General features: G+C 71.9%; 13 protein-coding genes. 12 read left to right on the top strand and 1 reads right to left on the bottom strand.

The window, feature by feature from the left end; genetic code table 11:
- The first annotated feature begins 2 nt into the window (after positions 1-2).
- From ftsW to MUU72_RS03035, 9 genes are all read left to right on the top strand, one after another.
- On the top strand, positions 3-1,352 hold the full coding sequence (gene ftsW / locus MUU72_RS03075) for a putative lipid II flippase FtsW (protein WP_248011508.1): 1,350 nt from the start codon (positions 3-5) through the stop codon (positions 1,350-1,352).
- A gap of 6 nt (positions 1,353-1,358) precedes the next feature.
- The gene (murG, locus tag MUU72_RS03070; RefSeq protein ID WP_248011507.1) at positions 1,359-2,450 is read left to right on the top strand and encodes an undecaprenyldiphospho-muramoylpentapeptide beta-N-acetylglucosaminyltransferase; all 1,092 of its coding nucleotides are present in this window, start codon (positions 1,359-1,361) and stop codon (positions 2,448-2,450) included.
- 22 nt (positions 2,451-2,472) lie between these two features.
- Positions 2,473-3,285 (top strand): cell division protein FtsQ/DivIB, encoded by an 813-nt coding sequence (locus tag MUU72_RS03065; protein WP_248011506.1) that lies wholly within the window; start codon positions 2,473-2,475, stop codon positions 3,283-3,285.
- Between the two features lie 282 nt (positions 3,286-3,567).
- A complete protein-coding gene (gene ftsZ / locus MUU72_RS03060; RefSeq protein ID WP_248011505.1) occupies positions 3,568-4,806 on the top strand; it encodes a cell division protein FtsZ in 1,239 nt (412 codons plus the stop codon).
- Positions 4,807-4,820: 14 nt separating this feature from the next.
- Entirely contained in the window at positions 4,821-5,573 is a 753-nt protein-coding gene (gene pgeF, locus MUU72_RS03055; protein ID WP_248011504.1) for a peptidoglycan editing factor PgeF, read from the top strand.
- Positions 5,570-6,304, top strand: a complete 735-nt coding sequence (locus MUU72_RS03050) for a YggS family pyridoxal phosphate-dependent enzyme (RefSeq protein WP_248011503.1) — start codon at positions 5,570-5,572, stop codon at positions 6,302-6,304. The genes pgeF and MUU72_RS03050 overlap by 4 nt, the downstream gene beginning before the upstream one ends.
- 124 nt (positions 6,305-6,428) lie before the next feature.
- Positions 6,429-7,049, top strand: a complete 621-nt coding sequence (locus MUU72_RS03045) for a cell division protein SepF (RefSeq protein WP_248011502.1) — start codon at positions 6,429-6,431, stop codon at positions 7,047-7,049.
- Between the two features lie 67 nt (positions 7,050-7,116).
- Positions 7,117-7,410: a YggT family protein gene (locus tag MUU72_RS03040; protein WP_066981456.1), complete on the top strand. Its 294-nt coding sequence runs from the start codon at positions 7,117-7,119 to the stop codon at positions 7,408-7,410.
- Positions 7,411-7,459: 49 nt separating this feature from the next.
- Positions 7,460-8,560, top strand: coding sequence for a DivIVA domain-containing protein (locus tag MUU72_RS03035; RefSeq protein WP_248011501.1), 1,101 nt, complete (start codon positions 7,460-7,462; stop codon positions 8,558-8,560).
- Positions 8,561-8,759: 199 nt separating this feature from the next.
- Here MUU72_RS03035 and ileS read toward each other — a convergent pair whose 3' ends face one another.
- The gene (ileS, locus tag MUU72_RS03030) at positions 8,760-11,903 is read right to left on the bottom strand and encodes an isoleucine--tRNA ligase (protein WP_248011500.1); all 3,144 of its coding nucleotides are present in this window, start codon (positions 11,901-11,903) and stop codon (positions 8,760-8,762) included.
- 533 nt (positions 11,904-12,436) lie between these two features.
- Between ileS and MUU72_RS03025 the strand changes: the two genes are divergently transcribed.
- From MUU72_RS03025 to MUU72_RS03015, 3 genes are all read left to right on the top strand, one after another.
- Complete coding sequence (locus tag MUU72_RS03025) at positions 12,437-13,159, top strand: TraR/DksA family transcriptional regulator (RefSeq protein ID WP_248011499.1); 723 nt, start codon at positions 12,437-12,439, stop codon at positions 13,157-13,159.
- Between the two features lie 123 nt (positions 13,160-13,282).
- Positions 13,283-13,885, top strand: a complete 603-nt coding sequence (gene lspA / locus MUU72_RS03020; protein ID WP_248011498.1) for a signal peptidase II — start codon at positions 13,283-13,285, stop codon at positions 13,883-13,885.
- 69 nt (positions 13,886-13,954) lie between these two features.
- The gene (locus MUU72_RS03015) at positions 13,955-14,896 is read left to right on the top strand and encodes an RluA family pseudouridine synthase (RefSeq protein WP_248011497.1); all 942 of its coding nucleotides are present in this window, start codon (positions 13,955-13,957) and stop codon (positions 14,894-14,896) included.
- Positions 14,897-14,959: the final 63 nt, after the last annotated feature.

Genomic DNA, 14,959 nt, shown 5'->3' with positions numbered 1-14,959 from the left:
GGATGACCGCCCGACCGGCGAAACCGGCGCCGCGCCCGGTGCGCCGGACCCCCGCGACGGCGCGCCCGGCGCGGGCCGGCCGCACCCCGGCCGGCCCGCGCGGGCTCTACTTCCGGGCCCAGCGGGCCTGGGACCGCCCGCTGACGGCGTACTACCTGATCCTCGGCGGCAGCCTGCTGATCACCGTGCTGGGCCTGGTGATGGTCTACTCGGCCTCCCAGATCAAGGCGCTGCAGTCCGGGCTGGCCCCGTCGTACTTCTTCCGCAAGCAGCTGCTGGCCGCCGCCATCGGGGGCGGGCTGATGCTGCTGGCCTCCCGGATGCCGGTCCGCCGGCACCGGGCGCTGGCCTACCCGCTGCTGGCCGGGTCGGTCTTCCTGCTCTGCCTGGTGGCGATCCCCGGCATCGGCGTCTCGGTGAACGGCAACCAGAACTGGCTCAGCCTCGGCGGCCCTTTCCAGGTGCAACCGAGCGAGTTCGGCAAACTGGCGCTCGTCCTGTGGGCCGCCGACCTGCTCGCCCGCAAGGAGGCGAAGCGGCAGCTGACGCAGTGGAAGCAGCTGCTGGTTCCGCTCACGCCGGTGACATTTCTCCTGCTCGGGCTGATCATGCTCGGCGGCGACATGGGCACCACCATCATCCTGACCGCGATCCTCTTCGGGCTGCTGTGGCTGGCCGGCGCCCCGACCCGGCTGTTCGCCGGGGTGCTCGGCGCCGCGGCGGCGCTCGGCGCCCTGCTGATCCAGACCAGCGCCCACCGGATGTCCCGGCTCGCCTGCATCGGCGCCACCGATCCGGGCCCGGGCGACCAGTGCTGGCAGGCCGTGCACGGCATCTACGCGCTGGCCTCCGGCGGCCTCTTCGGTTCGGGCCTCGGGGCGAGTATGGAAAAATGGGGAGAACTCCCCGAACCGCACACCGACTTCATCTTCGCCATCACCGGGGAGGAACTGGGACTGGCGGGGACGCTGTCGGTGCTCGCCCTCTTCGCGGCTCTAGGCTATGCGGGTATCCGCGTGGCCGGACGCACGGAGGACCCCTTCGTACGGTACGCAGCGGGAGGCGTGACCACCTGGATCATGGCCCAGGCCGTGATCAACATCGGTGCGGTGCTCGGTCTGTTGCCGATCGCCGGAGTCCCGCTCCCGCTGTTCTCCTACGGGGGCTCCGCCCTGCTGCCGACGATGTTCGGTGTCGGGCTGCTGATCGCCTTCGCGCGTGACGAGCCCGCCGCACGGGCGGCGTTGACGGCGCGGTCGGCGCGGAAGCCGGTATCCGGCAGGAAGCCGGCTGGGGTGAGATGGAAGACGATGAGACGGCGCGCCACGAGGCGGCCGTCCGGAGAGCGGTGAATTTCGGTGCATGTCGTACTCGCCGGTGGGGGGACCGCCGGCCACATCGAGCCCGCGCTCGCCCTCGCGGACGCCCTGCGGCGGCAGGACCCGACCGTGGGGATCACGGCACTCGGCACGGAGCGCGGCCTGGAGACCCGGCTGGTCCCCGAGCGGGGCTACGAGCTGGGCCTGATCCCGGCCGTGCCGCTGCCCCGCAAGCCCACCCCCGAACTGATCACCGTCCCCGGGCGGCTGCGCGGCACGATCAAGGCCGCCGAGCAGATCCTGGAGCGCACCAAGGCGGACTGCGTGGTCGGCTTCGGCGGCTACGTCGCGCTCCCCGGCTACCTCGCGGCCAAGCGCCTCGGCGTGCCGATCATCGTCCACGAGGCCAACGCCCGCCCCGGCCTGGCCAACAAGATCGGCTCCCGGTACGCCAAGTACGTCGCGGTCAGCACGCCGGACAGCAAGCTGCGCGGCGCCCGCTACGTCGGCATCCCGCTGCGCCGGTCGATCGCCACGCTGGACCGCGCCGCGGTCCGCCCGGAGGCCCGGGCCGCCTTCGGCCTCGACCCCAACCTCCCCACGCTGCTGGTCTCCGGCGGTTCGCAGGGCGCCCGGCGGCTGAACGAGGTCGTCCAGGCCGCCGTGCCCGCCCTCCAGCGCTCCGGTATCCAGGTCCTGCACGCGGTCGGTCCGAAGAACGAACTGCCGCAGGTCGACAACATGCCGGGAATGCCCCCCTATATCCCGGTACCGTACGTGGACCGGATGGATCTCGCGTACGCCGCGGCCGACATGATGCTCTGCCGCGCGGGCGCGATGACCGTCGCCGAGCTGTCCGCCGTCGGGCTGCCCGCCGCCTTCGTCCCGCTGCCCATCGGCAACGGCGAGCAGCGGCTCAACGCCCAGCCGCTGGTCAACGCCGGCGGCGGCCTGCTGGTCGACGACGCCCAGCTGACCCCGGAGTGGGTGCAGAACAACGTGCTCCCGGTCCTGGGCGATCCGCACCGGCTGTACGAGATGTCCCGCTCGGCCGCGGAGTTCGGCCGCCGGGACGCCGACGAGCTGCTGGTCGGCATGGTCTACGAGGCGATCGAGCAGCACCGCAAGTAGCGGACGAGAGAAGGCGGAGAGCGTGGCCGGACCGACCACCGCCAAACGCGGCGCGACCACGTCACCGTCCGGTCCGCCTCCGCCGCCGTCCGGTGCCCGGCGCTTCCGGCTGCCGCGCCCGCGGCTGCGCCGGCCGGGCCGCCGCGGTGTGATCATCATCGCGGTCCTGGCGGCGCTGCTCGGCGGTTTCGCCGCCTGGGTGCTCTACGGCTCCAACTGGCTGCGGCTGGAGAGCGTCCGGGCCACCGGCACCGACGTGCTCACCCCGCAGGAGGTGGTCGCCGCCGCGTCCGCGCCGCTGCACACCCCGCTCGCCTCCGTGGACACCGACGCGGTCGAACGCCGGCTGCTGGCCCGGCTCCCGCGGCTCAAGCGGGTCGAGGTCACCCGGTCCTGGCCGCACACCCTCGGTCTGGAAGTGACCGAGAGGACGCCGAAACTGCTGCTGCAAACGAACGGGAAGTTCGTGGAAGTGGACAGCGAGGGCGTCCGGTTCGCCACGGTGGCCCGTGCGCCCAAGGGCGTACCGCTTCTGAAGATGACCGTTTCCGACACACCGGGTCTGCGACGTTTCGGAACCGGCCGTTTGCTGCGCGCCGCGGTCGCCGTCGCCCAGGACCTCCCGGCCGCCGTCCGCCCGGAGGTCCGCACCGTCCGGGTGCGCTCCTACGACTCCATCACCCTCGAACTCGCAGGTGGCCGCACGGTGCTGTGGGGCAGCCGCGAGCAGGGCGCCGAAAAGGCGAAGGTGCTGGCCGCGCTGCTGAAGGCGGCGCGTGACGCGCGCCACTTCGACCTCTCGGTCCCCAGCGCGCCCGCGGTGTCCGGGAGTTGACGTACTGCGACGCAGGCCAGCACCCTGGATGGCTACGACTATGGGTGATCACATAGGGTGAAAAGAAAAACGGGAGGTTCGGCGTGTTCGTTGAACGCGCGCGCCTTGTCGACTTAGTGTCTCGTTCCAAAGGGACCGTGGAACCAGGAGCACAGGCACAGTAACCCTAAACTTCAGGGTTAGGGTTCGGGTCGGCAGAGACGGACCACCCCTTCGGCATCAGTCGGCGTCCACACGCAATGTGCGGCGACGACACGTAAATCGAGGCGAGAGGCCTTCGACGTGGCAGCACCGCAGAACTACCTCGCAGTCATCAAGGTCGTCGGCATCGGCGGCGGTGGCGTCAACGCCATCAACCGGATGATCGAGGTCGGGCTCAAGGGCGTCGAGTTCATCGCGATCAACACCGATGCGCAGGCGTTGCTGATGAGCGACGCCGACGTCAAGCTCGACGTCGGCCGCGAGATGACGCGCGGACTCGGCGCCGGCGCCAACCCCGACGTGGGCCGCAAGGCGGCCGAGGACCACCGCGAGGAGATCGAGGAGGTCCTCAAGGGGGCCGACATGGTCTTCGTGACCGCGGGCGAGGGCGGCGGCACCGGCACCGGCGGTGCCCCGGTCGTCGCCAACATCGCCCGCTCCCTGGGCGCCCTGACGATCGGTGTGGTCACCCGGCCGTTCACCTTCGAGGGCCGCCGCCGCGCCAACCAGGCCGAGGACGGCATCGCCAGCCTTCGCGAAGAGGTCGACACCCTCATCGTGATCCCCAACGACCGTCTGCTGTCCATCTCGGACCGCCAGGTGAGCGTGCTCGACGCGTTCAAGTCCGCGGACCAGGTGCTGCTGTCGGGTGTCCAGGGCATCACCGACCTGATCACCACCCCGGGCCTGATCAACCTCGACTTCGCCGACGTCAAGTCCGTGATGTCCGAGGCCGGCTCGGCGCTGATGGGCATCGGCTCGGCGCGCGGCGACGACCGTGCGGTGGCCGCCGCGGAGATGGCGATCTCCTCGCCGCTCCTGGAGGCGTCGATCGACGGCGCCCGCGGTGTGCTGCTCTCCATCTCCGGCGGCTCCGACCTCGGCCTCTTCGAGATCAACGAGGCCGCGCAGCTGGTCAGCGAGGCCGCGCACCCCGAGGCCAACATCATCTTCGGCGCGGTCATCGACGACGCGCTGGGTGACGAGGTCCGGGTGACCGTCATCGCCGCGGGCTTCGACGGCGGCCAGCCGCCGGCCCGGCGCGACGCCCAGCAGGCCGGTATGCCGGCCCCGAAGCGCGAGGAACCCGCCCCGGCACCGGCCCGGGCGGCGGCCCCGGCCGAACCGCCGCGCACCGCCCCGTCCTTCGGCGGCCTCGGCACCCTCCCGCCGGTCCGGGAGGAGGCCCCGGAACGGTCCGAGACCCCGCCGCTCGGTGAGGTCCCGGCCCCGCCGTCCGGCGGCCCGTCGGTCCCCCCGGCCCGTCCGTACTCCGACGCCGCGGCCGAGGAGCTGGACGTCCCCGACTTCCTGAAGTGATGTAAAGCACCGACGTGATAGGGCAACAGCACCACGTGAGCGGCGCGCACTTCGCCTTCACCGACAGGTGGGGCGGGGTGAGCGCCGCTCCGTATGAGCAGCTCAACCTCGGCGGCGCGGTGGGCGACGACCCCGCGGCCGTCCGTACCAATCGCGAACGCGCGGCCCGCGCGCTGGGTCTCGACCCGGCCGCGGTGGTCTGGATGAACCAGGTCCACGGCCGGGACGTGGCGGTGGTCGACGGACCCTGGACCGGGGACCCGGTCCCCTCCGTGGACGCGCTGGTCACCACCCGCCGCGGACTGGCCCTGGTCGTACTGACCGCGGACTGCACCCCGGTCCTGCTGGCCGACCCGGTCGCCGGGGTCGCGGGCGCCGCGCACGCCGGCCGGCCGGGCCTGGTCGCCGGGGTGGTCCCCGCGGTCCTCGCCGCCATGACCGGGCTGGGCGCCGAGCCCTCCCGGATCCTGGCCTACACCGGGCCGTCGGTCTGCGGCCGCTGCTACGAGGTCCCCGAGGCGATGCGCGCCGAGGTCGCCGCGGTGGTGCCGGAGAGCCGGTCGACCACCTCCTGGGGCACCCCGGCGGTGGACGTCACCGCGGGTGTGCGGGCCCAACTCGCCGCGGGCGGCGTGCAGTTGCGGGAGCAATCGGCGATCTGCACCCGGGAGTCGGCGGACCACTACTCCTACCGACGCGACCGCACGACCGGGCGGCTCGCCAGCTACGTATGGCTCGGGGGCGCCCCCGGAGAGGCTGTGCTGTGACCGACGACCGCAGAACGCAACTGGCCGACAACCTCGCGCGGGTGGAGGATCGTATCTCCACCGCCTGTGCCAAGGCCGGCCGGGCCCGTGACGAGGTGCAGCTCATCGTCGTCACCAAGACCTACCCGGCGAGCGACGTCCGGCTGCTGGCGGAGCTGGGGGTGCGCCAGGTCGCGGAGAACCGCGATCAGGAAGCGGCCCCGAAGGCGGCGGAATGTGCCGATCTGCCGCTGACTTGGCACTTCGTCGGTCAATTGCAGACCAACAAGGTGCGCTCGGTGGCCCGCTACGCCGGGGTCGTCCAGTCCGTCGACCGCCCCCGGCTCGCCACCGCGCTCTCCAAGGAGGCGGTCCGCGCCGGCCGCGAGCTGGGATGCCTGATCCAGGTGGCGTTCGACGTCGCACCGGGGCAGGACGGGCGGGTCACCGGGGACCGCGGCGGGGTGGCGCCGGAGGGCGTCGCGGAACTCGCCGACGTGATCGCCGGCGCCCAAGGGCTGCGCCTGGACGGGCTGATGACGGTCGCGCCGCTGGCCGGACCGTACGCCGGACGTCAACGCGCCGCTTTCGAGCGGCTCATGGAAATCTCATCCGACCTGCGAGCGAACCATCCTGCTGCCACCATGGTCTCAGCAGGTATGAGCGCGGACCTGGAGGACGCCGTGGCGGCCGGGGCGACACATGTGCGCATCGGCACCGCGGTACTCGGAGTCCGACCACGGCTCGGGTAACGTCGCCAAGCAAGTCGGACCACAGCACAAAATATGGTCATTCCCGCAGGAAGCGGGGCAGGCCGAGTGGATCCAGGGCCCCCGGTGACGGAGCCGATCCACCACAGAGCGGAGGACGCAGAGAATGGCCGGCGCGATGCGCAAGATGGCGGTCTACCTCGGCCTCGTGGAGGACGATGGGTACGACGGCCGGGGGTTCGACCCCGACGACGAGTTCGAGCCCGAGCTTGACCCGGAGCCCGACCGGGGACGGCGGCAACAGCACCAAGTGCAGGCCGAGACGCGCCCGGAGCGGGAGGAACCGGTCCGCGCCGCGGCCCCGCCCGCACCACGTGAACCCGCCCCGCTCGCCGCGGAAAGCGGACGACCCGCGCGTATCGCCCCCGTGGCATCCATCACACCCGAACGTCCGAACCTGGAGAAGAACGCACCGGTGATCATGCCCAAAGTTGTGTCCGAGCGGGAGCCTTACCGCATCACCACACTGCACCCCCGGACCTACAACGAAGCCCGTACCATCGGGGAACACTTCCGTGAGGGCACTCCGGTGATCATGAATCTCACGGAGATGGACGACACGGACGCGAAGCGACTTGTCGACTTTGCGGCCGGTCTGGTCTTCGGACTGCACGGGAGTATTGAGCGGGTGACGCAGAAGGTGTTCCTGCTGTCTCCTGCTAACGTCGATGTCACGGCGGAGGACAAGGCCCGTATCGCAGAGGGCGGGTTCTTCAACCAGAGCTGAGACGCAACACCGGGCACACCAGGGCCGCTAAGGTCACCACAGGAGCAAGGGGAGAGGGACGCGCGAGATGAGCATCGCTGGTCAGGTGATCTACATCGCGCTGTACTGCTTCCTGATCCTGCTGATCTTCCGCCTGGTGATGGACTATGTCTTCCAGTTCGCCCGTTCATGGCAACCCGGCAAGGCGATGGTGGTGATTCTTGAGGCCACCTACACTGTCACCGATCCGCCACTCAAGCTTCTGCGGCGGGTCATCCCGCCGCTGCGTCTCGGGGGCGTGGCGCTCGACCTGTCCTTCTTCGTATTGATGATCATCGTCTACATCCTGATCACCGTCGTGAGGTCGGTGTTGTTGGTGTGAACGATACGGTCTTGCCGATTGCCGACGACTACGTTGAGGTGAAGTAGAGATGCCGTTGACCCCCGAGGACGTGCGGAACAAGCAGTTCACGACCGTCCGCCTCCGAGAAGGCTATGACGAGGACGAGGTCGATGCCTTCCTCGACGAGGTCGAGGCCGAACTGACCCGCCTGCTCCGGGAGAACGAGGATCTGCGGGCCAAGCTGGCCGCCGCCACCCGGGCCGCCGCGCAGAACCAGCAGCAGGGTCTGCGCAAGGGGCCCGACCAGCAGCAGGAGCAGCAGCAGCGGCCGGGGGCCCCGGTGCCCGCCGCCATATCCGGTCCGCAGCCGGTTCCGCCGCAGCAGCAGGGGATGGGTGGCCCGCCCCAACTGCCCGGTGGTGCACCGCAGCTGCCTCCCGGTCCCGGTGGCCACGGTCCGCAGGGCCCGCACGGTCCCGGCCCGATGGGCCAGGGCGGCCCGCTGGGCGGTCCGATGGGCGGCCCCGGACAGCAACTGCCGCAGGCCCCCCAGCAGCAGGGCGGCCCCGGTGGTGACAGCGCGGCCCGCGTGCTGTCGCTGGCACAGCAGACCGCCGACCAGGCGATCGCGGAGGCCCGTTCCGAGGCCAACAAGATCGTCGGCGAGGCGCGCAGCCGTGCCGAGGGCCTGGAGCGGGACGCCCGCGCCAAGGCCGACGCGCTGGAGCGGGACGCGCAGGAGAAGCACCGCGTGGCGATGGGCTCGCTGGAGTCGGCCCGCGCGACGCTGGAGCGCAAGGTCGAGGACCTGCGCGGCTTCGAGCGCGAGTACCGCACCCGCCTGAAGTCGTACCTGGAGAGCCAGCTGCGCCAGCTGGAGAACCAGTCCGACGACTCGCTGGCCCCGCCGCGGACCCCGGCGACCGCCTCGCTGCCGCCGTCCCCGTCGATGGCGTCGGCCGGTGCGGGCACCATGGGCGGCAACCACACCATGGGCGGCAACCAGTCCATGGGCGGCAGCCACTCGATGAGCAGCCCGTCCAGCGGTGGCCCGTCGTACGGCGGCCAGCAGCAGATGTCGCCGGCGATGACCCAGCCGATGGCACCGGTGCGGCCGCAGGGCCCGTCGCCGATGCAGCAGACGCCGTCGCCGATGCGCGGCTTCCTCATCGACGAGGACGACAACTGACGGAGGGCTGCCGCCGGTAGGCGCCTCACGTCGGCAATCAGGGCCGGGCCCCGAGGGATTCCCTCGGGGCCCGGCCCTGTTCCGTGCCGTCGTCCGGGCGGGGGGCGCGGCGGTGGTGCGCGGGGGGCGGAGAAGAGCGCGGGCCCCGGCGCCTGGTGCGCCGGGGCCCGCTCGTGCTCTGCCGTGCTTCCGTGCTCCGTTACGCCTTGCGGAGGTGGAAGGTCAGGGACAGCGCCTCGTCGGTGAAGGCCGGGCCGAAGGACCCGTCCGGCTCGCCGGTGGCGAAGTCGGTGGCCAGCACCTCCTCGGCGATCAGCGCGGCGTGGTCGGCCAGCGCCGTGCGCACCTCGTCGTCGGTGGCCGTCCAGCGCAGGGCGATCCGGTCGGCGACGTCCAGGCCGCTGTTCTTGCGGGCCTCCTGGATCAGCCGGATCGCGTCCCGGGCCAGGCCGGCGCGGCGCAGCTCGGGGGTGATCTCCAGGTCCAGCGCGACCGTGGCGCCCGCGTCGGAGGCCACCGACCAGCCCTCGCGCGGGGTTTCGGTGATGATGACCTCTTCCGGGGTGAGGGCGACGGTCTCGCCGTCCACCTCGACGCTCGCCGTGCCCTCGCGCAGCGCGAGCGAGAGGGCGGCGGCGTCCGCGGCGGCGATGGCCTTGGCGACCGCCTGGACGCCCTTGCCGAACCGCTTGCCCAGGGCGCGGAAGTTGGCCTTGGCGGTGGTGTCCACCAGGGAGCCGCCCACCTCGGACAGCGACGCCAGCGAGCTGACGTTGAGCTCCTCGGCGATCTGGGCGCGCAGGTCCTCGGAGAGGTCCGCGAAGCCGTGCGCGCCGACCAGCGCGCGGGACAGCGGCTGGCGGGTCTTCACACCGGACTCGGCGCGGGTGGCGCGGCCCAGCTCGACCAGCCGGCGCACCAGCTGCATCTGCGCGGAGAGCGCCGGGTCGATCAGCTCCCGGTCGGTCTCCGGCCAGGTGGCCAGGTGCACCGAGTCCGGGGCGTCCGGGGTGACCGGGACGACCAGGTCCTGCCAGACCCGCTCGGTGATGAACGGGACGAGCGGGGCCATCAGCCGGGTGACCGTCTCGATCACGTCGTGCAGGGTGCGCAGCGCGGCCGCGTCGCCCTGCCAGAAGCGGCGGCGGGAGCGGCGGACGTACCAGTTGGAGAGGTCGTCGACGAACGCGGACAGCAGCTTGCCGGCGCGCTGGGTGTCGTAGCTCTCCAGGGCCTCGGTGACACCGTCGACCAGGGTGTTCAGCTCGCCGAGCAGCCAGCGGTCCAGCAGCGGGCGGGCGGCCGGGGCCGGGTCGGCCGCGGACGGGGCCCAGCCGGCGGTGCGGGCGTAGAGCGCCTGGAAGGCGACGGTGTTCCAGTACGTCAGCAGGGTCTTGCGGACGACTTCCTGGATGGTGTTGTGGCCGACCCGGCGGGCCGACCAGGGGGAGCCGCCGGCCGCCATGAACCAGCGGACCGCGTCGGCGCCGTGCTGGTCCATCAGCGGGATCGGCTGGAGGATGTTGCCCAGGTGCTTGGACATCTTCCGGCCGTCCTCGGCGAGGATGTGGCCCAGGCAGACCACGTTCTCGTAACTGGACTTGTCGAAGACCAGGGTGCCGACGGCCATGAGGGTGTAGAACCAGCCGCGGGTCTGGTCGATCGCCTCGGAGATGAACTGCGCGGGGTAGCGCTTCTCGAACAGCTCCTTGTTGCGGTACGGGTAGCCCCACTGCGCGAACGGCATCGAGCCGGAGTCGTACCAGGCGTCGATGACCTCGGGGACGCGGGTGGCGGTGAGCGCGCAGCCCTCGTGGGTGCAGCCGAAGGTGATCTCGTCGATGTACGGGCGGTGCGGGTCCAGGCCGGACTGGTCGGTGCCGGTCAGCTCGGTCAGCTCGGCGAGCGAGCCGACGCAGGTCAGGTGGCCCTCCTCGCAGCGCCAGATGGGCAGCGGGGTGCCCCAGTAGCGGTTGCGGGAGAGCGCCCAGTCGATGTTGTTGTTCAGCCAGTCGCCGAACCGGCCGTGCTTGACCGACTCGGGGAACCAGTTGGTGCGCTCGTTCTCCCGCAGCAGGGCGTCCTTGACCGCGGTGGTGCGGATGTACCAGGACGGCTGGGCGTAGTAGAGGAGCGCGGTGTGGCAGCGCCAGCAGTGCGGGTAGCTGTGCTCGTAGGCGAGGTGGCGGAAGAGCAGGCCGCGCGCGTCGAGGTCGGCAACCAGGGCCTCGTCGGCCTTCTTGAAGAACTGGCCGCCGACGAGCGGGAGCTGCTCCTCGAAGGTGCCGTCCGGGCGGACCGGGTTGACCACGGGCAGCCCGTAGCCGCGGCAGGTCTTGAGGTCGTCCTCACCGAAGGCGGGGGCCTGGTGCACCAGGCCGGTGCCGTCGTCGGTGGTGACGTACTCGGCGTTGACGACGAAGTGGGCGCCGTCCAGCTCGACGAAGGAGAAGGGGCGGTCGTAGGACCAGCGCTCCATCTCGCGGCCGGTGAACGTCTCGCCGGTGGCCGTCCAGCCCTCGCCCAGCGCCTTCTCCAGCAGCGGCTCGGCGACGACCAGCCGCTCGGTGCCGTCGGTGGCGACGACGTAGGTGACGTCGGGGTGGGCGGCGACGGCGGTGTTGGAGACCAGGGTCCAGGGGGTGGTCGTCCAGACCAGGAGGGCGGCCCTGCCGGCCAGGGGGCCGGAGGTCAGCGGCAGGCGGACGAAGACCGAGGGGTCCACGACGGTCTCGTAGCCCTGCGCCAGCTCGTGGTCGGACAGGCCGGTGCCGCAGCGCGGGCACCAGGGGGCGACGCGGTGGTCCTGGACCAGCAGGCCCTTGGTGAAGATCTCCTTCAGCGACCACCACACCGACTCGATGTAGTCGGGGTCCATGGTGCGGTACGGGGCGTCCAGGTCGGTCCAGTACCCCATCCGCGTGGTCAGCTCGGCGAAGGCGTCGGTGTGCCGGGTCACCGACTCGCGGCACTTGGCGTTGAACTCGGCGATGCCGTACGCCTCGATGTCCTTCTTGCCGTTGAAGCCCAGCTCCTTCTCGACGGCCAGCTCGACCGGGAGGCCGTGGCAGTCCCAGCCGGCCTTGCGGTCGACGTGGTAGCCGCGCATGGTGCGGAACCGGGGGAAGACGTCCTTGAAGACGCGGGCCTCGATGTGGTGCGCGCCGGGCATGCCGTTGGCCGTCGGGGGGCCCTCGTAGAAGACCCACTCGGGGCGGCCCTCGGACTGCTGGAGGGTGCGGGCGAAGACCTTGCGCTCCTGCCAGAAGTCGAGCACCGCGTGCTCAAGGGCGGGCAGGTCGACCTGGGCTGGTACCGGGCGGTACTGGGGCGTGGGACTCATCGGTTCCTCCGGCGGACACCTGGTGCGTTCTCCGACCGGAGGGACGAGAGCGTCGGCTCCCGCGGTACCACCCTCCTTGGCGGCGCTGTCCGCACCGCCCCCTCATTGGGATCGCGCTGCCGGTTCTACTCGCCCGCGGTCCGGGGCTTTCTTCCGGCGGCTCCGGGCTGATCTTCACGTCAGGCACACCCCCGGGCTCGCACCGTCCCCGGGTCGCTGCTGGCTGCGTATGACGCTACTCGTCCCATCGACGCCTTTCGCTCCGCCCAGTGTAAAGGCCCGCGCGCGGCGCGGCCGACCGGATTCCGGGCGGCCGGGGCCCGGTGGCGGGTGACCCGAATGCCGATCCGTGCAGAGCAGGGCATTCCGGTCGGATTACGACGCAGGAAGCGGGGCACAACCGAGGCAGACCGGGCGTACGGCCCCGGCGGCGGGGTGGCCGGGCGGTGCGTCCCGTTGCCGCGTGCCGTGCGGCGATTTATCGTTCCCGCACGATTCGCGCACAAGATCACATATGTGAAGGGGTCGCGGCCATGGTGGCGAAGAAGACCGCCGCGGAGAAGACCACGACGTCCGCCGGGCCCGCTGACGAGGACGTCGTGAAGCAGTCCGGCCACGAGGAGGCGGCCGCCCCGAAGAAGGCGGCGAAGAAGGCGCCGGCGAAGAAGGCGGTCGCCGGGAAAGCGGCCGTGAAGAAGGCGGCGGCGAAGAAGACGGCAGGGTCAGGGAAGCGAGCGGCCGGGCAGGAAGCGGCCGGGGAGACGGGAGCCGGGACGATGGTGGCGAAGAAGACGGCGGCCGCACCGGCCTCCGCGCCGGGCGCGGACTCCGCGGCGCCCCCGGCCCGTGCCCTCGCGGACCCCGGGGAGCTGGCGGTCCGGCCGGGGGAGGACCCGTGGACGTCCGCGGAGGTGGACGAGGCGCGGGGCGCCCTGAAGGGCGAGGTGGTCCGGCTGCGGGCGGAGATCACCGCCGCCGAGGACGCCATCGCCGGGCTGATGCGGGACTCCGGCGACGGCGCGGGCGACGACGAGGCGGACACCGGCACCAAGAACATCACCCGCGAGCACGAGCTGGCGCTGGCCTCCAACGCCCGCGAGATGCTGCACCAGACCGAGCGCGCCCTCGGCCGGCTGGACGCCGGCACGTACGGCGTGTGCGAGAACTGCGGCAAGCCGATCGGCAAGGCCCGGATGCAGGCGTTCCCGCGGGCGACGCTGTGTGTGGAGTGCAAGCAGAAGCAGGAGCGGCGCTGACCGGTGCCGCGGCGGGCGTGGCGGGGCGGCACCGGCCGGCCCGCCCGCACGGGGGTGTGCCGTAGTCTCGGGGGCAGCCGGGCACGGCCCGGCGGCGGACTCGACGGGCTGAGGGACACACACGTGGCAGAGGCGGAGCGCATCACCGGTACGCCGGAATCCGAGCCGGGTTCCGGGGCGGATCCCGCGGCGGGATCCGAGGGGGGACGGCCGGCGGAGGGCGAGCGGCCCACCGCCCGCGGCAAGCGGCGGATCGCCGCCCTGCTGCTGGTGGCCGCGGTGGTCTACCTGCTCGACCTGGGCAGCAAGCTCGCGGTGGTCGCCAAGCTGGAGCACCACGCGCCGGTGGAGGTCATCGGGACGCTGCTTCAGTTCAGCGTGATCCGCAACCGCGGGGCGGCCTTCGGCTTCGGGCAGGCCCTGACGGTGTTCCTGACGATCATCGCCGCGGTGGTGATCGTGGTGATCTTCCGGATCGCCCGCAAGCTCTACAGCCTGCCCTGGGCGATCGCGCTGGGCCTGCTGCTGGGCGGCGCGTTCGGCAACCTCACCGACCGGATCTTCCGCGCGCCGGGCGTCTTCCAGGGCGGGGTGGTGGACTTCATCGCCCCGGCGCACTTCGCGGTCTTCAACCTCGCCGACTCCGCGATCGTCTGCGGCGGCGTGCTGATCGTGCTGCTGTCCTTCCGGGGGCTGGACCCGGACGGGACGGTCCACCGGGACTGACGGACCGGTGCCGGGCCCGCCGGTCCGGGCCCGGGCCGGGCAGTGGTGCGGGACTGCCATACTCGTGGGGTGAGCACGCTTCCCGAGATCCGCACCCTGCCCGTACCGGACGGCCTGGAAGGCGAGCGCGTGGACGCCGCGCTGGCCCGTATGTTCGGCTTTTCCCGGACGAAGGCGGCCGAGCTCGCCTCGGCCGGCAAGGTCCGGGTCGACGGCTCCGAGGTGATGAAGTCCGAGCGGGTGCGCGGGGGTGCCTGGCTGGAGGTCGAGATGCCGGCGGCCGCGGCGCCGGTGGAGATCGTCGCCGAGCCCGTCGAGGGCATGGAGATCGTGCACGACGACGCGGACGTCGTGGTGATCAGCAAGCCCGTCGGGGTGGCCGCGCACCCCAGCCCCGGCTGGAGCGGCACCACCGTGATCGGCGGGCTGGCCGCGGCCGGCTACCGGATCTCCACGTCCGGCGCCGCCGAGCGGCAGGGCATCGTGCACCGGCTGGACGTCGGCACCTCCGGCCTGATGGTCGTCGCCAAGTCGGAGCGGGCGTACACCTCGCTGAAGCGGCAGTTCAAGGAGCGGGTGCCGGACAAGCGGTACCACGCGCTGGTGCAGGGCCACCCGGACCCGCTGAGCGGCACCATCGACGCCCCCATCGGGCGGCACCCGAACCACGACTACAAGTGGGCGGTCACCGCCGACGGCAAGCCGTCGGTCACGCACTACGACCTCATCGAGGCGTTCCGGGCCGCGAGCCTGCTGGACATCAAGCTGGAGACCGGGCGGACGCACCAGATCCGGGTGCACATGTCCGCGCACCGGCACCCGTGCGTCGGCGACCTGACGTACGGCGCGGACCCCACGCTCGCCAAGCGGCTGGGGGTGGCACGGCAGTGGCTGCACGCGGTGCGGCTGGGCTTCGAGCACCCCTCGGACGGCAGCTGGGTGGAGTTCGAAAGCGCGTATCCGGACGACCTCCAGCACGCGCTGGACACCGTCCGGGAGGAGAGCTACTGATCCGGACCGGTTCGCCGGCCCCGCGGGGGCGGCGGCTGAGCGGCGAAACGGTCATCTGACCAC

Source organism: Streptomyces rhizoryzae, assembly GCF_023155275.1.
Lineage (GTDB): Bacteria > Actinomycetota > Actinomycetes > Streptomycetales > Streptomycetaceae > Streptomyces > Streptomyces rhizoryzae.
The sequence above is the reverse complement of the archived record's forward strand: the minus strand, read 5'-3'. Positions and strand labels throughout refer to the sequence as shown.